Source organism: Chitinophaga sp. (assembly GCF_039596135.1).
GTDB lineage: Bacteria > Bacteroidota > Bacteroidia > Chitinophagales > Chitinophagaceae > Chitinophaga.
Window position 1 is genome coordinate 1 of record NZ_JBCNKH010000034.1, and the last position, 24,460, is coordinate 24,460.

At 45.9% G+C, this 24,460-nt stretch carries 16 protein-coding genes; 3 read left to right on the forward strand and 13 right to left on the reverse strand.

Going from position 1 to position 24,460, the window contains the following annotated elements; all coding sequences use genetic code 11:
- Nucleotides 1-81: 81 nt before the first annotated feature.
- Nucleotides 82-3,612, reverse strand: a complete 3,531-nt coding sequence (gene smc, locus ABDW16_RS19065; RefSeq protein ID WP_343671940.1) for a chromosome segregation protein SMC — start codon at nucleotides 3,610-3,612, stop codon at nucleotides 82-84.
- Between the two features lie 375 nt (nucleotides 3,613-3,987).
- On the opposite strand from smc, the gene ABDW16_RS19070 reads away from it, so the two are divergent.
- A complete protein-coding gene (locus tag ABDW16_RS19070; RefSeq protein ID WP_343671941.1) occupies nucleotides 3,988-6,222 on the forward strand; it encodes an FUSC family membrane protein in 2,235 nt (744 codons plus the stop codon).
- A 41-nt stretch (nucleotides 6,223-6,263) separates the two neighbouring features.
- Here ABDW16_RS19070 and ABDW16_RS19075 read toward each other — a convergent pair whose 3' ends face one another.
- The 4 genes from ABDW16_RS19075 to ppsA all read right to left on the reverse strand — a co-directional run bounded on the left by ABDW16_RS19075 (nucleotide 6,264) and on the right by ppsA (nucleotide 12,641).
- The gene (locus ABDW16_RS19075) at nucleotides 6,264-6,974 is read right to left on the reverse strand and encodes an RloB family protein (protein ID WP_343671942.1); all 711 of its coding nucleotides are present in this window, start codon (nucleotides 6,972-6,974) and stop codon (nucleotides 6,264-6,266) included.
- Nucleotides 6,958-8,343 carry an ATP-binding protein gene (locus tag ABDW16_RS19080; RefSeq protein ID WP_343671944.1) on the reverse strand — a complete coding sequence of 462 codons (1,386 nt, stop codon included), beginning with the start codon at nucleotides 8,341-8,343 and terminating at the stop codon, nucleotides 6,958-6,960. Before ABDW16_RS19080 ends, ABDW16_RS19075 begins: the two co-directional genes overlap by 17 nt.
- Before the next feature lie 78 nt (nucleotides 8,344-8,421).
- Nucleotides 8,422-10,017 carry a bacillithiol biosynthesis cysteine-adding enzyme BshC gene (bshC, locus tag ABDW16_RS19085; RefSeq protein ID WP_343671946.1) on the reverse strand — a complete coding sequence of 532 codons (1,596 nt, stop codon included), beginning with the start codon at nucleotides 10,015-10,017 and terminating at the stop codon, nucleotides 8,422-8,424.
- Between the two features lie 185 nt (nucleotides 10,018-10,202).
- Nucleotides 10,203-12,641 carry a phosphoenolpyruvate synthase gene (gene ppsA, locus ABDW16_RS19090; RefSeq protein WP_343671947.1) on the reverse strand — a complete coding sequence of 813 codons (2,439 nt, stop codon included), beginning with the start codon at nucleotides 12,639-12,641 and terminating at the stop codon, nucleotides 10,203-10,205.
- A 186-nt stretch (nucleotides 12,642-12,827) separates the two neighbouring features.
- On the opposite strand from ppsA, the gene ABDW16_RS19095 reads away from it, so the two are divergent.
- Nucleotides 12,828-13,301: an Lrp/AsnC family transcriptional regulator gene (locus ABDW16_RS19095; protein ID WP_343671949.1), complete on the forward strand. Its 474-nt coding sequence runs from the start codon at nucleotides 12,828-12,830 to the stop codon at nucleotides 13,299-13,301.
- Between the two features lie 48 nt (nucleotides 13,302-13,349).
- Here ABDW16_RS19095 and ABDW16_RS19100 read toward each other — a convergent pair whose 3' ends face one another.
- The 7 genes from ABDW16_RS19100 to ABDW16_RS19130 form a co-directional block, all read right to left on the reverse strand.
- Nucleotides 13,350-13,751 (reverse strand): hypothetical protein, encoded by a 402-nt coding sequence (locus tag ABDW16_RS19100; protein WP_343671951.1) that lies wholly within the window; start codon nucleotides 13,749-13,751, stop codon nucleotides 13,350-13,352.
- 152 nt (nucleotides 13,752-13,903) lie between these two features.
- Nucleotides 13,904-15,205, reverse strand: coding sequence for a TolC family protein (locus ABDW16_RS19105; protein ID WP_343671953.1), 1,302 nt, complete (start codon nucleotides 15,203-15,205; stop codon nucleotides 13,904-13,906).
- Between the two features lie 11 nt (nucleotides 15,206-15,216).
- Nucleotides 15,217-18,282 (reverse strand): efflux RND transporter permease subunit, encoded by a 3,066-nt coding sequence (locus ABDW16_RS19110; protein ID WP_343671954.1) that lies wholly within the window; start codon nucleotides 18,280-18,282, stop codon nucleotides 15,217-15,219.
- 18 nt (nucleotides 18,283-18,300) lie between these two features.
- Nucleotides 18,301-19,335 (reverse strand): efflux RND transporter periplasmic adaptor subunit, encoded by a 1,035-nt coding sequence (locus ABDW16_RS19115; RefSeq protein WP_343671955.1) that lies wholly within the window; start codon nucleotides 19,333-19,335, stop codon nucleotides 18,301-18,303.
- Nucleotides 19,336-19,660: 325 nt separating this feature from the next.
- Entirely contained in the window at nucleotides 19,661-19,984 is a 324-nt protein-coding gene (locus ABDW16_RS19120; protein WP_343671956.1) for a hypothetical protein, read from the reverse strand.
- A gap of 77 nt (nucleotides 19,985-20,061) precedes the next feature.
- The gene (locus ABDW16_RS19125) at nucleotides 20,062-21,333 is read right to left on the reverse strand and encodes a glucose-1-phosphate adenylyltransferase (RefSeq protein WP_343671957.1); all 1,272 of its coding nucleotides are present in this window, start codon (nucleotides 21,331-21,333) and stop codon (nucleotides 20,062-20,064) included.
- Nucleotides 21,334-21,415: 82 nt separating this feature from the next.
- Complete coding sequence (locus tag ABDW16_RS19130; RefSeq protein WP_343671958.1) at nucleotides 21,416-22,840, reverse strand: glycogen synthase; 1,425 nt, start codon at nucleotides 22,838-22,840, stop codon at nucleotides 21,416-21,418.
- A gap of 295 nt (nucleotides 22,841-23,135) precedes the next feature.
- On the opposite strand from ABDW16_RS19130, the gene ABDW16_RS19135 reads away from it, so the two are divergent.
- Nucleotides 23,136-24,041, forward strand: a complete 906-nt coding sequence (locus tag ABDW16_RS19135) for a DUF72 domain-containing protein (protein ID WP_343671959.1) — start codon at nucleotides 23,136-23,138, stop codon at nucleotides 24,039-24,041.
- 114 nt (nucleotides 24,042-24,155) lie between these two features.
- Here the strand turns inward: ABDW16_RS19135 and ABDW16_RS19140 are convergent, their stop codons facing one another.
- Nucleotides 24,156-24,344 (reverse strand): hypothetical protein, encoded by a 189-nt coding sequence (locus tag ABDW16_RS19140; RefSeq protein WP_343671960.1) that lies wholly within the window; start codon nucleotides 24,342-24,344, stop codon nucleotides 24,156-24,158.
- Between the last annotated feature and the right edge of the window lie 116 nt (nucleotides 24,345-24,460).

The window sequence follows — 24,460 nt, forward strand, 5'->3', positions numbered from 1 at the left end:
AAATGGCCTTCCTCCTAATCCCAACTCCTCTCATCCAAATATCCTTCCTCCTAATTCACCCCCTCTAATCCCAACTCCCTCCTAATTCAAACTCCTAAAATCCACCGGAACCAATTTACTCACCCCCGGCTCCTGCATCGTCACCCCATAAATCACATCTACCGCTGCCATCGTCTGCTTATTATGCGTCACAATAATAAACTGTGAATTATCCGAAAATTTACGAATCATATTCGTAAACTTCCCCACATTCGCATCATCCAGCGGCGCATCCACCTCATCCAAAATACAAAACGGCGCCGGCTTGATCAGGTAAATCGCAAACAGCAGCGCTGTCGCCGTCAATGTCTTCTCTCCCCCACTCAGCTGCGTAATAGCTGCCGGGCGCTTCCCTTTCGGCTTCGCAATAATTTCAATTCCTGTGTCTGCCAGGTTCTCAGGATCACTCAGTATCATATCGCACTGATCCTCCTCCGTAAATAACGCCTTAAATACTCTAACAAAGTTTTCCTTCACCTGGTTAAATGTTTCCAGGAATTTCTGGTTAGCAGTCGCCTCTACTTCCTGTATAGTCGCCATCAGGGATTCCTTCGCGCTCACGAGGTCATTCTTCTGTTCCAGTATGAACTCATAACGCTTTTTCATCTCCTGGTAAGCTTCTATCGCCGTAGGGTTGATCTCGCCCATATTTTCCAGGCGCTTCTTCAGTCGCTCTGCACTACCCTGCAATTCCTCGGTCGGCAATGCAGAACTGCGCTGCTCATCAATAATTTCGTCAAGATTCACCTTGAATTCCACACTTAACCGCTCCTTCATAGAGGCCAGTTGCAACTTCAGTTCGTTCACCTTGTCTTTGATCACAGTCAGCTGGCGGTCCAGCTCCTCTCGTGCACGGGTACGGGCCCGGAGACTGGTTTCTTTTTCCTGCAGCTGGTTCCTGAAGTTATAATACTCCTGGTCTTTCGCGTTCAGTTCCTTCTCTTCTTCTTCTTTGCGGCGGAAGAGGTCTATAAGCCCATCTTCGGCAGCCCCCAGTTTGTCTTCAGCAGCGGCGATATTGGCCACCGCATCTTCCAGCTGAGATTTATTGCTGGTGATCTGGTTGTGCAGATCCGTCAGTTGTTTACGTTTAAAATCCAGTTCCTGGCGCAGGGCCGCTACTTTAGATTGCTGGCGGGTTTGCTGTAAGTTCTGGTTGTTGAACTGTACGTTCGCCTGGTTGAACTGGGCTTCTGCATCGGCTGCAGCACGTTCTGCATTGGCAATACTGTCATGCAGGGCATGCACCTTTTCGTTCAGATCCTCCAGTTCTTCCCGCACACCGGCTATGCTTTCCTGGTTTTGTTCCAGTGATTGCTGCATTTCGGCCAGTCGTTTCTCGCCGGAATCGATCAGGTGGCGGAAGTTCTCAATCCGGTTCTGCAAACCAAACACCTGGTTGTTCAGCTGGTTGATCTTTTCCCGCTGCTGGTTGATCTTGTTTTCATTCAGCTGGGTGTTGAAACCAAGCACCTGGTTGTGTTTTTCCTGGATTTGTTCCCGCAGGGTAGCCACGATGGTTTCCAATGCACGAATTTCCTCATCCAGTTTTTCGAGGTTCTTGGCCCGGCCGAGTTTCTTCCCTTCAAAAGCGCCCACGCTACCACCGCTCATGTTATATTTACCACGTACAATGCGGCCGCTCTTTTCGATCACAAGTACATCCTGGTCAGCCAGCTGGTCCCATTCTATACCGGTTACATTGTCAGCGATGAATACTTTGCCCAGCAGGTAATTGCCCAGCCCCTTATACCGTTCGTCGATCTCTACCACATCCAGTGCCGGAACGGTGTTGGGTGGGGTAAAGAGTTGGCCTCCATGATGGTCAAACTGGTCGAGGATAAAGAAATTAGCTTTACCCTTCTTGTTATCATCGAGGAGGTTGATAGCCTGAATGGCTTCGGCGGCATTGTTAACTACATAGTAGTTCAGGTAAGGTTCGAGCAGGTTCTCCACGCAGGTGCGGTAGTCTTCACGGCAAAAGAAGATATCGCTCAGGATGGGGGCATTATTGTTCCAGTCGGTATTTTTCTTGAGGAATTTGATACTGTCGGGGTAACCTTCCAGGCTGTCTACCAGCGATTTGAGCAGGTCGTACTCGTTCTTTTTCTGATCCAGGGTACGGTTTTCATCCACCAGTTTGTCACGGAGCCCTTCTATTTCGCCCTGGGTGGTGAGGATTTTGCCTTTTGTTTCTTCCTGGAAAGCGATCATTTCTTCCAGGTCAGCTTTGCTATCCAGCAGGGTATCCTGCAGGGCGGCCTTTTCTTCTTCCAGCTGTGTGATTTGCAGCTGGCGGTTGGCTTTTTCTTCCTGGAGCTGTTGAATGCTGCGCTGGAGGTTTTGAACCGAGGTATCGGCTACGGCCACTTTTTTCTCTGCTTCGAACTGCTGGCGTTGCCATTGTTGCTGATCGCGGCGGAGGGTTTCGAGGGCCAGTTTCTTTTGGTTAAAGGATTCCTTCTTTTCATCGACCATGTCCTGCAGGCCTTCCAGCTGGTCCTGGAGGGAGTCGAACACTTCCTGTTCGTCTGTGACCTGGGTTTCGGTAAAGGCGATGGAGTCGGTGAGTCCCTGCAGCTGCCCTTCGGCGTTGGTGAGGAACTGGCTGATATTGCGTTCTCTTTCCTTTAAGTAAGTCAGTTGCTGGGTAGCGAGGTTCTTGTCATTTTCCTTGGTACGGATGGTGGCTACCAGTTCGTTGAAGGATTTCTGCATGACGGAGAGCTCGCGTTCTTTGGCCACGAAGTGGAGTTTATCTTCTTCCACGGAGGCTTCATCTTTGGTGATGTCGGCTTCCAGGGCCAGTTTTTTGTCTGATTCGGCCTGTTGCTGGTCGGTGAGGTCTTTAAATTCAACATTAAAGCCTTCAAGGGCAGCTTTGGCCAGTTCTATAGAAACTTCGCGGTATTCTTTTTTAATTTCGTAGAAGCGTTCTGCTTTTCGGGCCTGGGCTTCGAGGGTTTTGAGGTTGTTGTTGATTTCGAACAGCAGGTCCTCAATACGATTCAGGTCACCTTCGGTGGCGTCGAGTTTACTCTTTGCTTCTTTTTTACGGGTTTTGTAGATGGAGATACCGGCAGCTTGTTCCAGCATGCGGCGGCGGGAGTTCTCTTTATCTTTGATGATATCATCTACCATTCCGAGTTCGATAATGGCGTAGGAGTCGGTGCTGACACCCGTATCCATAAACAGGTTATGGATGTCCTTAAGTCGGCAGGCTACGTCATTGAGGCGGTATTCAGAATCGCCGTTTTTGTAGAATTTGCGGGTGATAGTGACGGTGGTAAACTCAGTAGGGAGTACATTGCGGGTATTCTCAAACGTGAGGCTTACTTCAGCCATACCGCTGGCAGAGCGGGTTTTGGAGCCGTTGAACACCAGGCCGGATTGGTTTTCAGAGCGGAGATTGGAGATCTTATGCTCGCCGATAACCCATCGGATGGAGTCGATAATATTACTTTTGCCACAGCCGTTGGGGCCTATAACCCCGGTTACACCTTCGTCGAAGTGTAAGACAGTCTTGTCCGCAAAACTTTTGAAGCCTTTGATTTCTAATGTTTTTAAACGCACAATTGCTCCTCTTTGTTTTTTTAAGCCGTCAAAGATAACTATGATTTCTCTGATTTATGTCATCAGATTTAACCATTCACAGCACAATCATGTTTCCAGTCATTATTTTTTCAAAGAAAGCAGTAATTTATTATAGATAGACATGTCGGGGGAAATTTAATTATACACAGGTGTGTATAAATTTCAGACAGGTTGTTGAAGATCATTGCTTTAGTTGACTATAATGCTGGGTTAGCCGATATGGTATGGACTAACAGGGGACACAAATTAGGGATTTTTTCTATTTTAAGGAAAATTTAATAATAGCCTGCGCCTTATCCCCACCCAACAGGTATAATCTCTGAAACCCTATCTTTGCAAATATTAATTTTCTACATGCGGCACTGGATCCAGGAAGTCAGGAATTTCATCTACAGCTATCATTTTAGTACAGGTTTACGTACTACCATCAGTGTGGTCGTGCCTTCTGTAGTCTGTTCAATGCTGGGGAACCTCCCCCTCGGGATCGTCATCTCCCTCGGCGCCCTCGCCACTGCCCTCTCCGATGTACCGGGAACCGCCATTCATAAGCGAAACGGCACCCTCATTGCCATCGGTTTCATCTGGTTTACAGCTATCACCACCTCCCTCATCATGCCTTACCCGGTATTGATGACCTTCTATATACTGGCCTGTTGCTTTATGAATGCCATGCTGCTCATTTATGGCAACCGGGGCGGCAATATTGGTATCGCCTGTATGCTCGTAATGGTATCCATCCTGGGTGAAAAGGCCGTGCCTCCGTACGAAGCGCTCATTCACAGCCTCTATATATTATTAGGTTCGGTGTGGTACGGGCTCCTGGCATTGTTGCTCTGGCAGATCCGCCCCTACCTGAGCGTACAACAAATGTTGTCTGAATGTATTGTGGAAACAGCAGATTACCTGCTGGCAAGGGCACATTTTTATGACCCGGGGGCAGGCGATAAAATTGAAGAAATTTATAAAGATGTACTTGCACAGCAAGTGGTGGTGAGCGAAAAGCAGGAGGCGGTACGGGAGTTATTATTAAAAAGACGTTCTCACCAGGAAGGTACTACCAGTATTAACAAGGCGCTGGTATTGATCTTCCTCGACATGGTCGACCTGCAGGAACAGATCATGGCAGCACAAACGGATTACCACGCCTTGCATGAGTCATTTGATGAGTCAGGGATCCTCGATAAATTCCATGCCCTGATACTTGAATTTGCGGGCGAGTTGAAAATCATAGGCGAAGCGGTAGCCGCCGGACAACGATCTTTGCCAAAGGCCAACCTGCGATATGAGATTGTAAAGGTACAGCAGGCAGTGGATGCGATCCGGAAAACGTTGCCAACAGTAAAAGAAAGAACACGATTATTAGTGTTGTCTAATATCCTGCATAACCTCACTGATATGGCGCAGCGGATTTATAACCTGCACCGCCTGACAAGGTTGGAAAGAGTAAAAGACGAGATCATTGACCCAAGATTGCAGTTATCCAGTTTTACCACGCATGGGCATTACGATGCAGAAACGTTTTTTAATAACCTCACGTTTCAGTCGCATATCTTCAGGCACGCACTGCGTGTGAGCCTGGCGGCGGTGACGGGGTATGTGATCGGGCAGCTCCTGCACCTGGATAGGATTTACTGGATATTGTTGACGATCGTGGTAATATTAAAACCAGGTTTTAGTATTACGAAAGCACGAAGTTACCAACGCATAATCGGTACAGTGGCAGGAGCTTTGTTTGCAGCAGGGATCCTGTTCTTTACGGCGAACAATACGGTGATCTTCATCGCGATGCTGTTGTGTATTCTGGGGGCGTATAGTTTTATGACGCACCAGTATACATTGAGTGTGTTCTTTGTAACACCGTTTGTGATATTCTTACTGCACTTTTTGCACCCGGCACATTTTTACAACGTAGGTTGGCGTGTGATGGATACAACTATTGGGGGCACCATTGCGTTCTTTGCAAATTTGTTGTTATGGCCTAGTTGGGAGAAAAATACATTGCCGAGTCATATGATTAAGATGGTGAAGAGTAATGCGCGGTATTTTGAGCAGGTGATGCATTTATATACGCAGGAGCCATTTGTGATGAATGATTATAAATTAGCGAGGAAGGATTCGAATGTGAGTGCGGCAAACCTGATGTCGGCCTTTCAGCGGATGCTGTCAGAGCCGAAAAGCAAACAAAAGAATGGGTCGCAGATATATTATTTTGTGGTAGTCAATAATTCGGTTATTTCGCATATAGCGGCGCTGGCAAATTATGGTACAACGCATAATGGGGTGAGGTTTCAGCAACCTGAATATAAATTATTGAGTAATAATTTACTGGCTTATTTTAATTGCATATTAGAGATGTTGGAGAATCCCGGAGAAAAACCGGTGGCGCCGCCAGCGAATATGGAAGCATTTGAAACGCTGGATATGAAGTTGGAGGCGATGTACCAGAAGAGGCAGGAAGAGGTGAATAATGGGCAGGGGGATACGGATTTGAGGCAGGAGATATTGGAGGTGAAGCAGGTGCGGGATCAATTACATGCGGTGATGAGTTTATTGAAAGATATGAAGAAGATGCTGGAGCAGAGTGTATAAAGAAGTTTAAAAAATAATTTGACGGGTTAAACAAAAAATAGTTAGCATCGAAAATTATAGTAGGCTATCCATGAGTTGAGTGATTCTACAAGTTGATACATTTTCGATGCGGGATTGGAGCCAATGATAGCAGTGTTGGAGAAATGCCGCGCCAGCGCTTTAGCCCTGTTTATTGCATCAAGCTCGCTTCCATGCGAACGTAAATACGGAATGATGTCGACGTTACTATGACCATCCGATATCACATTTTGGCCTACGCTATTATTTACGGCATTTTTGAGACGTTCATAAATAGCAGCTCTCGGAATAGGTATATCCGGACTAACTTCTTCAAAGTGCAACAAAAACCATAATTCAAAAACTTCATTACTCCACGCTATATTAATCCTATGCAATTTTGCTGTAGCAAAGGCTTCATCAAATCTGGCAGCTCTGGCCTGATTTAAATCAGCATCATCTTTGTCAAAAACGGTCCAGACCTCGTCTATTTCCCGTTTCGTAAGTCCTTTCAATTCCTCTATTTTTTCAATTGTTTTATTTACAACTCCAAGAGGATCCAGACCTACTCCAGCCACCTCTAAATATAATGAGTGTGCTGGAAAATGCCGTTTAAAGGTTTTTATATAGGTCGGTTCAGTATTTTGATCTTCGCAAACAACTAACAGGAACCGAAGATATTTTCGCCACTTTTCTACCCGCACTTCACCGGATTCCTGTTCTTTATTAAAACTTGTTTTACCCCTCTTTGCCATTACGAATAGTATTAATCAAAGTATCTGGCGTACTTAAATACGGGATGGCACCATACCTCCCTTCCAGATATCTCTTTTCCTTATTAGTATCCAGCCGTTCCTTTTGATTATTTTCAGGATGAACTATTCCTGAAAGAGAGTAAAGCTCTGTTGACTCCCAAACATTCTTTTCTGTAAAAAATATCTGATCCCGCCTCAATCTGGAAAAAGTCAATAAATTAGTGTCATGGGTGGCAAAAATAAGCTGCGCTCCTCTTGGGTTTGTCTTCTTGTCCAGAAATAGCTCGATTGTATTTAGCGTAATTATGGGGTGCATCTTTGCCTCAATTTCGTCAATTATAAGCACACCACCCGTTGTAAGTGCCGATATAATAGGACCGCTAAGATGAAATGCTTTAATCGTTCCTTCCGATTCCCGCTCATCAAGATTCCAGGAAAGCCTATCCGGCGTCTCGTTGCCATCCTTGTCATAAATTTTGTGCGTGGTTGCAACAGAATAGCTTTGTTTGTCTTTTAATGTATTCATTAATTCCCGACGAACACTATCGCTAAGGTCCTGGGGCAGGTCGCTTTCATCAAAGTCTTTTGTTGAAATATCAAGAGCAGTTATACCTAAATTGAGACTTAACATATAATCACTTATCACCTCCTTCATATCGTCTTTATCCCACATTTTGACAGTGCGAATCTCCTGGGCTTCTGTATATATTCCATTTAAGCTATTCAGATCTCTGAACCATTTCATAATTATCCGGGCCTCAGCTACATTCAACATATCGCATGTGGATAAGAAAAGGCCATTGGATCGGGTAGCCTCAATAGCTGCATCCAGCACTGTTTTGTTAGCTTTTAAACTGGATGTTGGTTCAATAATATCATCTTCACGGCCAAAGAGTAACACCTCGCGCCCCTTCCCTTTTCTATACAACCACTCCCTGGATATGTGTTTCTGAAAAAATTCTATCCCATATTTATACCTGATACCCTCCACTATAAAAGTGATCTCAAATTTCGTTGGGTTTTCCTCATAACCTTTTCGTAAAAGAAATGGATCATACGGCAAATTGGTTGTTGATGCAGTTCGGGCCGATAAATGTATCAATTTGTCCAGCATTGCAATTGCTGACAATAAATTGCTCTTGCCACTTCCGTTGTTCCCATAAATTGCGCATGCGTTTAATGCATTGTATGCGCCTTCCGTAATAATATTATCCGGATAATCATCATACGCCGTATTTGGAATCAAGGTTAATACTTGTTCCTCCCCTATTGAACGATAATTGGCTACTTTAAACTCTATCAACATGGATTTTTTCGAGATTTCTCCACAAAAATACAACACTTCCTCCGGTTTTAAAAATTTTCTCAACCTCCCCTCCCAAAAAATAAAAAAGGCGCCTCATTTTGTTTATGAGACGCCTCGTTATAATGATGTGCCCGAAAGACCTTAATCCGTATAAACAATTCCAAACTGATCTGTCACCGGATCCAAATGCTCCAATATCAAATCAAAAAACGCCGGCCCCTGCTGAATATACCATGGCATAAAGTTTTCCTTCCGCTCCTGCAAACTATTCGCCGGAAACAACCTTTGTTTCAACACCCTGATCTGGTCCGTTTGCCATGCAAACTTCTTCTTCTCTGCCCGCAGGAACTTATGTTCCAGCTTACCAATAGATTTAATCGCCTTAGACCGCTCTGATTCTACTGATTTCACCAGTGTGATATCAATATCCTCCGCCTTCAGCGACAATTCATCAAAGAGCTTTTCAATCGCCGTATATTCATCTTTCAATACCAGCGCCGCATTGGTATGTTTCTGTACATAATCATTGACCAGCGATTCCGCATCCCTGAACAGGCCTGTAATGTCGAGACCCAGTTTGTGCAACCGGGATAAGGAAGGCATATCTGCCAGCAGGAAAGAGTTGCGCAGTAAAAGCGCCGGGAATGGTACCTGGTAATGGGCAAATAAATCCTGTAATTCAATCCAGTAGGCAATTTCCCCGCCCCCACCAATAAAAGCGATATTCGGTAAAATGGTTTCCTGGAAGAGACCTCTCAATATCACATTCGGGCTAAACCGCTCCGGGTGCTCCTGCAATTCCTTTTCCAGCGTATCGCGGGTAAACTCTACCGGCATGTGCAGCACCTTCCAGGTATCTCCTATCTGTACAATGCGTTCACGGGCAGTAGGTGTAAGGTAAAACAGGTTGATCTCGCGGGGATTAGCCTGTACTTTATAGTATTGAGAAAGCCTTGTCAGCGTCTCATTTACAATACGATGTGAATGCTGGTGCAGTAGCTCATCCCGCATCACAGGGATGTAGAGCCGCTTCAGTGCCGGACTGTCAGGGACCAGTACGACCAGTCCAAAACGGCCAAAGAGTTCATTTACAAGGTATAAGGTAGCCTCCTGGATGTTTTCATGCTCCAGGTAAGCCTTCTTCATCAGGTCCATGAGTTCGGCGGCATGAGGGCCATAGCCAAGGGCAGACTCGATGGTGGCGAAGAGTTCGGCAAAACCTTCCGGCTGCATACGGCCTACGGCCCCTTGCTGAGAGGTAGCCCAGTTGATATTTTTGCCGGCTATGTATACGTGGCCAAGTTCTTCCAGGTCAGCATCTTCACTGCCCATGTAATAGACCGGAACGAATTTATATTGCGGATACTTTTCCTGTAACTGACCGGCAAGTTTGATAGCCTGCAGTATCTTGTATACAAAGTAAAGGTAGCCGGTGAAGATGTTAGGCTGGTGGGCGGTGGTCACAGTAAAGGTGTTCGCCGAGCCTAAGCTGGTGATGTTGTTCCTGACGTGATCTGTGATATTGAGGCCCTGGTATTGTTCCTGCAAGGCGGAAACTAATACCCCACGGTTTTGTGGGTGGGATTTTTTGGCTTTGATAGCAGCTTCAAAATCAGGGGATAAGGATGAATGTTTGTAAAAAGGGCGGAGATGCGGATGATCTGCCAGAAAGTCTATCACCAATTGGTTGAAATACCCAGTCTGGCTATACGGAATATTGCTTACAGGTTGCTCCATACTACACTCAAATGATCTTTTGAATGCACGAATTTAGGGGAAAAGGTGGAAAGATCAGGGGATATTTCATGAATGGTAGAGCGAAACAAAGAAGGCGGCGCATAAATAAAATGCGTCGCCTTCTCTTTTTGGGAATTATAGTTGCCCCTATATGATTTTTTTGCTAATCGTTCTGGGCCACCTTCCTATAGGCCCACTTCTTCTTTTACAACTGCTTTCTTTTTCAGCTCTTCCTCTACTTCTGCAATAGCCAGTACCGTCTTTACCACTGCATCCGGTGTTACAGAAATACTATCAATACCCTGCTCTACAAGGAACTTTGCAAATGCAGGATTGTCAGAAGGCCCTTGCCCGCAGATACCTACTTTTACCTGATGCTTTTTGGCCACCCTGATCAGGTGAGCAATTAACCTTGTCACAGCCGGATTTGTTTCGTTATAAATATTCGCTATCAGTGCAGAGTCCCTGTCCAATCCCAGCGTTAACTGGGTAAGGTCATTGGAGCCAATGGAAAATCCATCAATGTATGCAGCAAATTCATCGGCCATGAGGATATTAGAGGGAATCTCTGCCATGAGATATACCTCCAGCCCATTATCCCCTCTTTCCAATCCTGCCTCTTTCATAGTGAGCAGCACCTGCTGCAGCTCTTCTACAGTGCGGCAGAAGGGGATCATAACAACCACATTTCCCAGCCCCATTTCTGCGCGCACTTTTTTAATAGCCTTGCATTCGAGGGCAAAAGCTGACTTATATTTTTCGGAGTAGTAACGGGAGGCCCCTCTCCAGCCAATCATTGGATTCTCTTCGTGCGGCTCAAAATATTTCCCCCCCAGGAGGTTGTAATATTCATTGCTCTTAAAATCAGAAAACCGTACAATGGTCTTTGAAGGATAGAAAGCAGCCGCAATCTTAGCGACACCATAGGCCAGCTTATTAATAAAATATTGTTCCTCATTGGTATAGCCTGTAATCAGCTCCTGTATCTTTGCACTGAGCACTGGGTCTGCCAGTTCTTTATGATGAAGCAATGCAAGCGGATGCGCCTGAATATAATTATTGATGATAAACTCCTCCCGGGCAAGGCCCACCCCACTATTGGGTAAGTAGGAAAACTGGAAGGCCATAGATGGAGATGCTACATTGAGCATCAATGGCGTTTTGATAGTGGGCAGACTGCGCAGGTCAAGGGCTTCTTCGTGAAAGCTCAATTTACCATCGTATACCACGCCTTCTTCGCCCTCAGCACAGCTCACCGTAATTAGCTGACCAGTGTCCAGTTTTTCTGTAGCATCACCACATCCCACAATAGCAGGTATACCCATTTCACGGGCTATAATGGCCGCATGGCAGGTACGCCCACCTTTATTAGTAACGATGGCAGAAGCTATTTTCATAATTGGCTCCCAATCGGGGTCTGTCATGTCAGTTACGAGCACATCTCCCTTCCTGAATTCTACACCTTCGGTGATGCGCTTGTCCAGCGAAAAAAGAATGTTCACCTTTCCGGCAGCAATTTTATCACCTACCGCTATACCTTTAAGGATGCGCTTATCTTCAGGTACTGACTCCATTTTGTAGGATACAATGCGATGATGATCTTTATTGGAATGCACAGTTTCCGGTCTGGCCTGCACAATGAATAGCTGGTTAGAAAGGCCATCCAGCGCCCATTCTACATCCATAGGGCACCATTTTCCTTTAAGGTTGGTATAATAGGTTTCTATTTTTACTACTGCTTCTGCCAGCTGGGTTACCTGTGCCTCCTGCAGGCAAAACTGTTGTTGCCTGTTTCTTTCTACAGGTATTATTTTGGTACGATCATTACTGCCTTCCCCATATACCATCATCTTATTCTTGTTTCCATGTTTCTTTTCGATAATGGCCAGCGATGGCTTGAATACAATAAATTCATCGGGGGATACCGCCCCTTGTACAATCATTTCACCCAGTCCGTACGAGCCGTTGATCACTACTACATTTTTAAACCCGGAGTCAGTATCCAGCGAAAAAGCCACACCGGAGGCCCCCAGGTCAGAGCGCACCATTTTTTGTACACATACAGACAGGCCTACCTGGAAATGATCATAGCCGAAGTTTTCCCGGTAGCTGATGGCCCTGTCTGTAAATAAAGAAGCGAAACAGTTGCGCACAGCGTCAATCAGTGCTGCCGGACCGCGTACATTCAGAAAAGTTTCCTGTTGGCCGGCAAAAGAAGCATCCGGAAGGTCTTCTGCGGTGGCAGAAGAACGTACAGCAACGTCTGTTTCTGTCTGGTCATATTGCTGAGAGAGCGCAGTGTATGCTTTTAGGATTTCTGCACTCAGCTCATGGGGAAAGCGTGTGTTGCTAATGGCCTGTCGTATTTTCTGACCGGCACGGCGCAGGGTGACAAGGTCATTGAAATCGATTGAAGCGATCTGTTGGCGGATGAATGTTTCCAGGTCACTCTGCTGCAGGAAACGATAATAAGCCTCAGTGGTGATTGCAAAGCCATCGGGAATATTCACTCCCAGCTTTGCCAGGTTACCGATCATTTCGCCCAGCGAGGCACATTTGCCACCTACAGTGGCAATGTCTTTCAGGCCAACGTCAGAAAGAGGAAGTACAATTGGCAAAACCATAAAAGATTGTTTTGGGAAGATTATAAGAAATGTGGCATATACGATTTGATGCAATAATAGGGTGTAAGCGGATTTATAAGTACGAGGTTGATTATTAGACGAAAACAAAACCTTAAATTAGCCAAACGGACAATTTTTTTTCCGAAATGGCCGTGGTTATTGATCGATTCCACTTAAAAATTCAGTATGAGTTTCACCCCAGATAGCACTGATATTAGCATTTTAGATATACTGCAGGAAGATGCACGGTTAACGAACAAAGAAATTGCCGCCAGGCTTAATAAGTCTGTTACAACAATCTTTGAGCGTATTAAACGGCTGGAAGCAGAAGGATATATTGAACGATATATTGCCGTGTTAAACAGGAATAAGCTGGGCAAACACCTGGTGGCTTATACCAGTGTTACTTTGAAAGAACAGTCGCACGACTGGCTGGTAGCTTTTGAAGAAAAGATTAATACCTTCCCCGAAGTGATGGAATGTTACAAGATGAATGGACAGTTTGACTACCTGATTAAAGTAGTCGTAACTGATATGGATGCTTATGAAGCTTTTAATTTAAATAAGCTCTCTAAGCTGGATAATATTTATAAGATCAGGAGTTTGTTTGTCCTGGCGGAGGCAAAGAAAGAAGTAGCGTTGAATTTGAAATTTAAATAGCGGGGCCTTCTTTCTTTTTGAAATTTTATTCAATGCTGATGGAAGTTCCTAAGGCGTTGCCAAAAAAAACAGCACCTGCGTCATACTGTCAAAAGCTTTTCTCTCATCAAAATAGACTGTATGATCATTATCATCCTTGTCTGTCAGGATAAATTTTCTTAGGTAAGCTTCAGGGCTTTCCATGCAAAAACGCACCGTTTTCATATCTTCAAGCAGGAGTTCATATCCTTCACCATCCCGGGCAGACCTGACTCTCCTTTTGGTAATTAAGAACCAGTTATCTTTATCCTTGTGGTACATAAGCAGCCCTTTCTCATCTTCCGGAAGACCTTTGAGCTGAGCTGCATAATTGGCTTCATTTTCTTCAGTGATTATTTTGGTAAACTCACTTTCGCCACCATTTTTGTTGAAGAATTTTAAAATTATATGAGGTTTTTTTTCTTTTAGCATGATATAAATTTAGCGCAAATTCATGGTAAATTTCACTCCTTCAAAGGTATACACCTCTTATACCTGCATTCTCACTGCTGCGCCATAAAGAATAACACACTTATCATGGCGGAAAATGCCCTTCCCCCGGCAAGCCGTCAGGTACTCCTACCTTACAACTGACTAAGCTGATTCCCATAATACTTCAACCTTATCTCCGCCGATTTCGCCGCAAAACTCACATTGATCAATAAATACCCGGCATTCTCAAAACTCTGCTGCGCAGTTTTCACATCTATTATCGTAGCCTGCTTCAGTTGAAAACGCTGCAAAACAAGATCCAGCAATTTCCCTGACAGGTCATAATTGTCTTTGGCTGTCTGCAACTGCTGCAGGTTATTGTTATATGCCTGCCAGCTCTTAACAATATTGCCCGTATAGTTCATACCTAATGTATCCCGAATCAACCGATCATTAGAGGTATTGATCCCCGCTATCTCCTGCCTCCTTTTGTAAACAGAACCATTGAAAATAGGAATGCTTAACCCCACCCCTACATATGGCCCATAGTTCTGGTTCAACAAGGAAAACCCATCACTGTTTTTCGTATAATTATAATTGTACCCCGCATTACCAGTCAGAGAAGGATACCGATACGCCGCCGTTTCCCTTTCCAGATACTGATCTATCTGCACCTGCTTGCCGGCGGCCACCAAATCAGGATGTTGCTCCATAGACTGAAGAATAGGCGCCAGCTGAAGATCAGTAGCTACTATAATGGTATCTTTGATCGTAATCAGCGAATCCTGTTTCAATGTCAACACCGTCAATAAATCTGTCTTTGCCTGATCTATCACCAGCTGCTGCGCCTGCAGATTTTGTACCTGTGTATTCAGATCTACCTGCGCCTGAAAAAGGTCGGCATTATTCGCCACCCCTACCCCCTGCTGTGCTTTTACAATATCCAGTTTCTGCCGGGATACCTCTATCGACCTTTCCAGCGTAGCCGCATAACTCTCCTGCCGGATGATGTCATAGTATTTTATCATCACATTATAAGTGATGAACGCAATGCGGGACTTCAGAAAATCATTGCTCATAGACTCCGCCACTCCCAGTCGCTTGCTGGCATTGGCCACCTTACTCCCATTGTAAATAGGTACAGTCGCACCAAGACTCGCAGAAAGCTGGTTAGAGCGGGCATTACTGCTCGACTTATTGTTCGCCGCATTCGCATACTTCTGCTCCAAGCTTGTAAGCTGCTCTACATCAGTACCAGAGGCACTCACCACAGGCATACCACCTGCTATACCATAGTTGTTATTTTCCTCCGCAATCTTCACATTATTCTCCGCGATCTGAATGCCTAAGTTCTTACTTAATGCAATATTCACTGCCTCCTTCAGCGTGAGCTGCTGTGCATGCAGCAACCCCGGAAGAATAAAGAAAATCAAATTTATAATGAATCTTTTCATGCAACTTTATTTTATTCTGCCACATCAGGTATGTGTGCCTTATGCTTACCACTCACAAATGTATATACAGCCGGAATAACGAACAGTGTCAGGATCAGTGAAAACATAATACCCCCCACTACCACATTCCCCATAGGTACTCGACTCGTACAAGCCGCCCCCAGGCTCATTGCCAGTGGCAATGCCCCCAGTGCCGTAGCCAGCGATGTCATGAGGATCGGACGCAAACGTTGCGAAGCCGCCTCCACCACCGCCTCATGTTTGCTCATACCCATTTCCCGCTTCTGGTTCGTAAATTCTACGATCAGGATACCATTCTTCGTCACCAGTCCAATCAACATGATCATACCGATTTCCGAGAAGATGTTTAACGTCTGCCCAAAGATCCACAAACTCAACAACGCCCCTGCCAGTGCCAGCGGCACCGTCAGCATAATGGTAATCGGATCAATGAAACTTTCAAACTGCGCTGCCAGTACCAGGTAAATCAGCACCAGCGCCAGCAAGAAGGCGAAGACAATATTGGATGAACTCTCCGCATAGTCACGGCTGGAACCAGACAATGCCGTATGGAAAGTCGGATCCAGTAACCGGTCTGCAATCGCCTGCATGGCCTTGATACCGTCGCCAATCGTATACCCCGGTGCCAGTGATGCAGAAATAGTGGAACTCTTGAAACGATTGAAGTGATACAATGTAGCAGGACTCGTACTGGTCACCACTTTCACCACCGCATCCAAAGGAATTTTATCTCCACTCGCATTGCGTACATATATATGACTGATATCTGCCGGCTCATTTCTCTCCGTTCTTTCCAGCTGTGCAATCACATAATACTGGTACCCGTTCATAATAAAATACGCCAGCCTGCCACCACTGAAAGCCGCCTGCATGGCGGAAATTACATCATTCGTAGACAGGCCCAGGTCCTTGATCTTCATACGATCGAAAGTCACTTCCAGGGTAGGCTTCGTAAATTTCAGATCTACGTCTACGTTAGAGAAGGTCTTATCTTTCCGCGCCTCTTCCAGGAATAACGGAATGGTATTTTTGAGTTTATTTAAATCCTGGTTCTGCAGGATAAACTGTATCGGCAAACTGGTTTTTGACCCTGAGCCCACTGCTATCGTCTGCTCCTGTATCGTGAAGATACGTGCATCATTAAAGCGCTTCAACTTCTTATTCAGGTCATCGGCAATCTCTGACTGACTCCGCGCCCGCTCTTCCGGCGGTACCAGCCCAATACGGGGCTGTGAGCTATTGATCACAGATCCCGCTGGTGTTCTGGCAAACACAAATGCTCTTTCCGGCACTGAGTCATACAGGTAATTCGCAATCTGGTCACTCACCGCCTGTGTATAGCTATAGCTCGTACCTTCGGGCAGGCTCACCGTCATACGAACACTGCTTCTATCTTCCAGCGGCGCAATCTCACTTTGTATGTGTGTTAAGATTAACCATATCAAACCAGCACACAGCAAAATGATCGCCACTGCCATTCCGCGCACTTTCATAAATGCTTCGAGCAGGCGCTTGTAGCCGCTTTCCATACCCTGGAAAAAAGGTTCTGTTTTTTCGTAGAACTTACCATGACTGGCATCTTTCTTATTCAGGTACACATTTAATACAGGCGTAATAGTGAGAGATACAAAAGCAGAGATCAATACCGCTGTGGCGAGTACTACCCCGAACTCGCGGAATAATCTGCCCACAAATCCCTGCAGGAAGATCACCGGCATAAATACCACCGCCAGTGTCAGGGAAGTAGAGATCACCGCAAAGAAGATCTCTTTACTGCCTTCCAGTGCAGCTGTACGGATGTTCATGCCCTGCTCGAGCTTACGGAAAATGTTTTCCGTGACCACAATACCATCATCCACCACAAGGCCCGTAGCCAATACGATACCCAGCAAGGTCAAGATATTAATTGTAAATCCGGCCAGGTACACCACGAAGAAAGTAGCGATCAGCGAGATGGGAATATCTATCAAAGGACGGATGGCAATCAGCCAGTTTCTAAAGAAGAAGAAAATTACCAACACCACCAGTGCAAATGCAATGATCAGTGTTTCTTTTACTTCTGCCAATGACTGCCGGATATTGCGGGTATTATCTACCAGCACACTGAATTCAATATCGTCTTTGTTAGACTCTTTGATGGCCTCCATACGCTTCCTGAACTCATCGGCAATGGCGATGTTATTCGCGCCCGGTTGCGGCACGATCGCCACCCCTACCGCGTTTACACCATTATATTTCCAACTCTGTTCTTCTATTTGCGGACCAAGTTCTACGCGGGCTACATCACTGAGCCGTACAATGCCTGTGCTGTCTTCGCGGAGGATAAGGTCACGGAAATCTTTTTCTGTGGTGAGGCGACCGAGGGCGTTGATGGTCAGTTCGGTATTGTTACCATACACTTTACCTGCCGGCAACTGTACGTTTTCATTGCTGAGTGCCGTACTGATATCATTGTAGGCCACATTGTAAGCGTCCATCTTAGCTTCGTTCAGCCAGAGGCGCATGGCATAGCTTTTATCGCCAAAGATGTTCACAGAGCTTACCTGGTCGATGGTCTGTAATTGTTGTTGCAGTACATTGTCTACATAGTCACTCAGTTCCATGAGGGACTTGGAACGGCTCTGTACGGCAAGGATCAGGATCGGATCGCTGTTTGCATCGGCCTTGGTAACAACCGGTGGTGCATCGATGTCGAGCGGAAGGCTTTTCGTAGCCTGGCTCACCTTGTCACGCACATCACTGGCAGCGGCTTCGAGGTCGATACCGAGGTTGAACTCGACCGTGATGACGCTGCTACCCAGGGAGCTATTGGAAGAAATGGTACGGATGCCGGGAATGCCGTTGATCTGCTTTTCCAGGGGCTCGGAGATCTGGCTTTCCATGATATCCGGGTTGGCACCTGTATAAGAAGTAGACACTGTAATAATAGGAGGATCGATGGCAGGGTAATCTCTCACTGCCAGAAAATAGTAGCCAATCACCCCAAACAGTATAATCAGGAGGTTCATCACTGTCGCAAGGACAGGCCGCTTCAATGATAGTTCTGAAATATTCATTTGATTTCCGTTGGGTGATTATTGCTGTGCAGCCACGAGTTTTTCCAGTGTCTTCACTTGTCTGACTTTCACAGGGGCGTTAGGGCGGGCAAAGAGCACGCCTGTCACTACGATGGTATCACCTACGTTAATGCCGCCTGTGATTTCCACGTTATTGGCTTCCCGCACGCCGGTCTGCACGGTGGAGAGGTGGGCCTTGCCGTCTTTGATGAGTATTACCTGGTTGTTTTTATCATTTGGAATGAGTGCATTGGTAGGTACCATGATGGCTTTGGCAGCTGCACCGGCATTGAAATATACTTTTACGAAGGCCCCCGGGCGACCTTTGCCGTCGGAGAGCAGGGCGCGCACTTTTACGTTGCGGCTCGTCTGACTTACCTGTGGTTCGGTAGCGATGATGGTGGCCTGTTTGCGGGTACCATCGTTTGCATCGCTGACTACGGTGACTACGCCACCTTTTTTGAGGTTGTGGGCGTAGTTTTCAGGTAGGGTGAAGTCGACCCGCATTTTATCGGGCGATTGTATAGTGGCGATGATAGTAGTGGGTGTGGCATATGCCCCGATGCTGACCTGGCGAAGGCCGATGGTTCCCCTAAAGGGGGCACGGATGGCTGCTTTTTCTATCTGGGCCTGGGTGTAGGCGATATCGGCTTTGGTGCTGTTTACATTGTTCAGCGCCAGGTCGTAGTCGGCCTGGTTGATACCGTTGATGTCCAGGAGTTTGCGGTCGCGTTGTTCAGTTTTTTCGTAGAGGTCCAGCTGAACTTTGGATTTTTCCAGTTGTGCCTGTAGGTCGGCATCGTTGATGTGGGCGATGAGGGTGCCTTTTTCGACGATGGTACCTTCGGGTACATTGAGGTAGGTGATCCTGCCACTGATTTCGGGATGGAGTTCGGCGTATTCGTTGGGTACGATGGTACCGTTTGCCTCGATGTTGTTGCTCACACTACGGGTGTCGGCGATGATCACATCCACGATGGTAGGTTGGTTGCCTTGTGATTTTGCATCTTCCTTTTTCTTTTTGTCATGACAGGCAGTTGATAATAAGAGCATACAACATAGACCTGTTATATGCATTGCCCTTTGATCCAGCAATACCATCAAAATTGATTTTTTGTTGAGAACCTAAAAAACAAATGTAGATTTCGGGGGATGGAGGATTATGATATGTCGGCGAATGGGGGATATGTGTCGGTGAGTAGGGGGAATGGTGAGATGAATGGGCGGTTGGGGGCGATAAAAGAGGGAGAGATTTTAACAGTATTTAACGCTGTTTTGAGGAATTATTTTTTTACATTCCGCCGGGCTGAAAGGCAGTGTGGGTAAGGTTTTTCAAAGATAGGGATTTTAAAACCACTTGTCAGGTTAATTTGGAATTTTAACAGTTTTTTTGACCGTTTGGCATCAATAAAATGAATTTTAGCAAATGGCAAAAAAAAATCGATTTTACCTTCGGTAAAATCGATTTTTTTTTGAGAGAGAGGGGGGGCCTGCCGGCGGCTTCGCTGGCGCATTGGGAAATGAGGCCATTTTTGCTAGCGCTGGTAAAAGCGATTTTTTGAAAGGGCCTGCCGGCGGCTTCGCCAGCGCATTGAGAAATGAGGCCATTTTTGCTAGCGCATTGGGAAATGAGGCCATTTTTGCTATCGCTGGTAAAAGCGACTTTTTGAAAGAGGGCCTGCCGGCGGCTTCGCTGGCGCATTGAGAAATGAGGCCATTTTTGCTACCGCATTTGGAAATGAGACCTTTCCCCTATCGCTAATATGCAGGGCCTGCCACCTAAATTATAAACCCATCAGGCAGCACCACTCCATTCTTAATCACCACAATCCCATCTTTCACCGCATATTTCTCATGATCCCCATCTGGCAACCTATCTCCCACATTTACCTTTACATTATTTCCAATACTTACATTCTTATCTATAATCGCATTATTAATCACACAATTATCTCCAATCCCCATCGGCGGATGCCCCTTCGCCTTCGCTCTTGCCAAATCCTCCAGGGTCTGGTAAAAATCACTCCCCATAATATAACTATTCGTAATCACCGACCCATGGCCAATACGCGCCCGAATCCCCACCACGCATCGCTCCAGCGTACTATCCGAAATAATAGTACCATCTGCAATAATGGTCTTTTTAAATACACCACTCATCTTCGCCGGCGGCAGCATACGCGCACGTGAATAGATCGTTTTCCCTTCATCAAATAAATTGAACTGGGGAATATCATCTGTCAGCGACAGGTTCGCTTCCCAGAACGAGCTGATATTTCCAATATCCGTCCAGTAACCGGTATATTGATAACTCATCACTTTCAGATCCGCATTGATCGCATACGGAATAATCTCTTTCCCAAAATCCGTCGCAGCCTCCTGCCCTTTCAGCAATTCATTCAGCGTCTCCCTGCTAAAGATATAAATACCCATACTCGCCAGGTATTCCCGCCCTTCAGCATGCATCTCGTCACTCACAGGCGAAGCCCATGGCGCCAGCACATCCTGCTTCGGCTTTTCTGTAAAAGAAGTAATCAACCCCTTATCATCCGTCTTTAAAATCCCAAAGTCAGAAGCATCTTTCGCCGTGACCGGTATAGTACCAATCGTCACCTCTGCCTGTGATTCAATATGATGTTGCAGCATCTCCCTGAAATCCATCTGGTACAGCTGGTCGCCAGATAGAATTAGTACATAGTCATACTCATAGTTCTCAATATGATGGAGGCACTGTCGCACCGCATCGGCTGTACCCTGGTACCAGGTGGGATTGTCCGGAGTTTGTTCCGCAGCCAGTATATCTACAAACGCTTTACTGAAGTGACTAAAGTGGTAGGTGTTCTTAATATGCTTATTCAGCGACGCGGAATTAAACTGGGTGAGTACAAAGATGCGGTTCATATCCGCATTCAAACAATTGGAGATGGGAATATCCACCAATCTGTATTTACCTGCTACCGGTACAGCGGGTTTCGAGCGCCTGCGGGTAAGCGGATAAAGACGGGTGCCGGAACCGCCTCCTAAGATAAGGGAGATAACTGCGTTAGACATATTCTGTTCTTTTGTTTCGTTGAAATAATGATTACTATATAGAAAGTCCCGTTTACAAACTACGTGGAAAGTTCCGTGCCAACTAAGGTCTGATTATTATTGATTCATATAATTCCACATATTCTGCGGCGGCACTGTCCCAGGAGTGATCGATCTGCATAATATATTCCTGGATCTCCTGCAATGCCTGTACATCACTGTACAGCTCCACAGCGCGGGCCACGGCCTGACAAGCATCCCAGGGTTCTGCCTGTATAAAGCGAATGCCGAAACCGCCGGGGTCTCCAAAGTCTTTCACCGTATCTTTGAGGCCACCTACACTACGTACAATGGGTACCGTGCCATAACGCAGCGCGTACAACTGGTTCAGGCCACAAGGCTCTACCCTGCTGGGCATTAACAGAAAATCACTACCGGCATAGATCCTGTGAGATAAGCCCTCGTTATAACCATATTGTACATTAAAGTTTGACCCGGTCGTATTCTTTGTCTGGTGCAACCGCCACTCTGTATGCGGATCACCACTACCCAATACAAGGAAATTGAGCTGGTGCTGCTGCTCATACAATGAACGACCAATAATGTCTGGTAACAGGTCGGCGCCTTTTTCGCCCACCAGGCGGCCAATGAAGGAGAATAAAGGTAATTCGGGGTCAAATCCAAACTCCTCGCACAACTGGCGCTTTATTTCTTTTTTCCCGCTTACGAAAGAAGTTTCATCATAGTGGTAGGGTAACATAGGGTCTGTAGCAGGATCCCAAACCTTGTTGTCAATACCGTTCAGGATTCCTTTACACTTGCGCCGCTCGCTCCGCAGCAAACTTTCGAGCCCGTTAGCGCCATTATACATTTCTTCGAGGTACCCGGGTGAAACGGTCGTGACCCGCCATGCACATTTGATTCCTGCCGCCAGCGGGTTCACAGCGCCATCCCATCCTACCAGGCCGGCCTTCCAGAGGTCGAAACCCGGTAACCGGTACAGCTGGTCCCAGCCAAACTGCCCCTGGTACTGTGCGTTGTGAATAGTCAATACGGAGGCAATGTTGCGCAGCCTTTCGTACTTATAAGCATGCGTCATCATAAAAGGAATAAACCCTGTATGATGATCGTGACAATGCACGACATCCGGATGATGCTGCCACTCATTCAGCCAGTCCAGCACCGCGATCTGGAATGCCAGGAACCGCTCCATATCATTCCAGTGCCCATACACGCCCTCCTGGTCCAGCAATCCCGGTATATCCAACAGGTACAGGTCAAAACCCAGTACATTGTTTTTTTCCCGGAATACATTGACGTGGTACCAGTTGAACCCTACCCAGGTGCCACCCTGGTGCACGAGTTCAAATTCGTTGTTCTCAAAAAAGCGGGACTTATAGGCGGGCATCACTACCTTGGCTACACAACCTAACTGGTGTTGATACTTAGGCAGTGCACCCACTACATCGGCTAATCCTCCTACTTTCGCTACCGGATAACATTCCGCGCTAACGTGTAAAATTTCCATGCTTGTCAGTTAATAAATAAAGCTCTTGTATGTTATCAAATTAGCTTGGAAAAAGGATATTGCAAAGGAATATCCAAACTTTCTTTGTATAATTTGTATAGCCGCCACTGGTACAGCCTGCTGCGCTTAAATTCACTGCCATTCAGCCTGTGGCGGGCTTTTCAATTCATAATAATTTTTCATCATAAGGCCATTTCACCTGCCACGAAATGTGGCAATGTAACCACGGAATGCTGAAAAACTGATTATAGTTAAAAATCTTATCTTCGAAGGCTCTTAATTTCCAATTAGTTTTATGAAATTCGGTCGCGTTGATGATGCATTATTAGACAGTATAGACTTTACCCTGCCAGACCCTGCTGACAACCAACTGGTATTGCCCGGTCAGCCTGCGGCTCACGTGAATGTTTATATAGGCTGCCCCCGATGGGGAATGAAAGAATGGGTAGGTACCCTTTATCCCAAAGGCACTAAAGAAGCCAATTACCTCGAAGAATATCCACATCATTTCAATTGCATTGAGTTCAATGCAACCCATTATAAGATTTATGACCCTGCCACCATCAGGAAGTGGAAAGAACGGGTAAACCGGAAGGATTTTAAATTCTGTCCTAAAGTACCTCAGTCTATCAGTCACTACAGCAGTCTTGTCAATGCACAGGACCAGACCACGGCATTCCTCGAAGGGATCCTTGCCCTTGAAGAAAACCTGGGGCCTATCTTTTTACAACTGGGAGAGAATTACAGCCCCAACCGCAGGGAGAACTTTTACAAATACCTGCAAAGTCTGCCTACAGACCTGCAGTGGTATGTAGAGCTCAGGCAGCCGGATTGGTTCACGAACCCGGCTGTTACCAAAGAACTGTTTGATACTCTGCGGCAGTTAAAAATCGGGGCGGTGATTACTGATACTGCAGGCAGAAGGGATTGTGTGCATATGCACTTACCTACACCCGGGTCTATGGTTCGCTTTGTGGGGAATAGTTTGCATGCAACGGATTATAAAAGGATGGATGATTGGGTGAATAGGATTGATCAATGGGTGAAGAATGGATTGCAGGAATTGTATTTTTTTATGCATATGCAGGATGAGCTGAGTTATATTGATGCGACTGTTTATTTTATTGATAAGTTAAAGGAGGTGTGTGGTATCAGTGTGGCGAAACCGGTATTTCAGCCAAGGCAACAGTCTTTGTTTTAGATAAAATATTCGTGAAAGAGAGGATTTACTACCGAAAACAAAACTATTCTCAAAAAAAAGGCGGATAAAAAGCCTCACCTTTTATCCGCCTCATCCGCTTAAGCAGCCATCATCTTACCGCTGCTTTTGTTTTTTATCGCCTTTGTTTTGCTCTTTCTTATTCTTATTTTTCTTAGGCAGTATAATCTTTTCAGTATCATCTGAAGTCACCTCTCTTGTAATATCACGGCTATAATCATTACCAAGATTTGGCCCTCCCTGTTCTAAACCAGTACTGCCTATTGATCTGTCTCTTATTTCCATAATTCACAATTTTCAGGTGAATAATCTTTAAAATTATCGTCCAGAAATCATGCCAGTCCAAACGTTCAGAACCGGACACAAATCGCTGAAAACGAACAGTCTGCAAAGAACAAAAC

Bases quoted from the DNA above. Each gene is read 5' to 3' on its own strand.
- ABDW16_RS19070 (WP_343671941.1), top strand. From the start codon at position 3,988: ATGCGGCACTGGATCCAGGAAGTCAGGAATTTCATCTACAGCTATCAT.
- ABDW16_RS19075 (WP_343671942.1), bottom strand. From the start codon at position 6,974: ATGGCAAAGAGGGGTAAAACAAGTTTTAATAAAGAACAGGAATCCGGT.
- bshC (WP_343671946.1), bottom strand. From the start codon at position 10,017: ATGGAGCAACCTGTAAGCAATATTCCGTATAGCCAGACTGGGTATTTC.
- ppsA (WP_343671947.1), bottom strand. From the start codon at position 12,641: ATGGTTTTGCCAATTGTACTTCCTCTTTCTGACGTTGGCCTGAAAGAC.
- ABDW16_RS19095 (WP_343671949.1), top strand. From the start codon at position 12,828: ATGAGTTTCACCCCAGATAGCACTGATATTAGCATTTTAGATATACTG.
- ABDW16_RS19100 (WP_343671951.1), bottom strand. From the start codon at position 13,751: ATGCTAAAAGAAAAAAAACCTCATATAATTTTAAAATTCTTCAACAAA.
- ABDW16_RS19105 (WP_343671953.1), bottom strand. From the start codon at position 15,205: ATGAAAAGATTCATTATAAATTTGATTTTCTTTATTCTTCCGGGGTTG.
- ABDW16_RS19110 (WP_343671954.1), bottom strand. From the start codon at position 18,282: ATGAATATTTCAGAACTATCATTGAAGCGGCCTGTCCTTGCGACAGTG.
- ABDW16_RS19115 (WP_343671955.1), bottom strand. From the start codon at position 19,335: ATGCTCTTATTATCAACTGCCTGTCATGACAAAAAGAAAAAGGAAGAT.
- ABDW16_RS19120 (WP_343671956.1), bottom strand. From the start codon at position 19,984: ATGCGCCAGCGAAGCCGCCGGCAGGCCCTCTTTCAAAAAGTCGCTTTT.
- ABDW16_RS19125 (WP_343671957.1), bottom strand. From the start codon at position 21,333: ATGTCTAACGCAGTTATCTCCCTTATCTTAGGAGGCGGTTCCGGCACC.
- ABDW16_RS19130 (WP_343671958.1), bottom strand. From the start codon at position 22,840: ATGGAAATTTTACACGTTAGCGCGGAATGTTATCCGGTAGCGAAAGTA.
- ABDW16_RS19135 (WP_343671959.1), top strand. From the start codon at position 23,136: ATGAAATTCGGTCGCGTTGATGATGCATTATTAGACAGTATAGACTTT.
- ABDW16_RS19140 (WP_343671960.1), bottom strand. From the start codon at position 24,344: ATGGAAATAAGAGACAGATCAATAGGCAGTACTGGTTTAGAACAGGGA.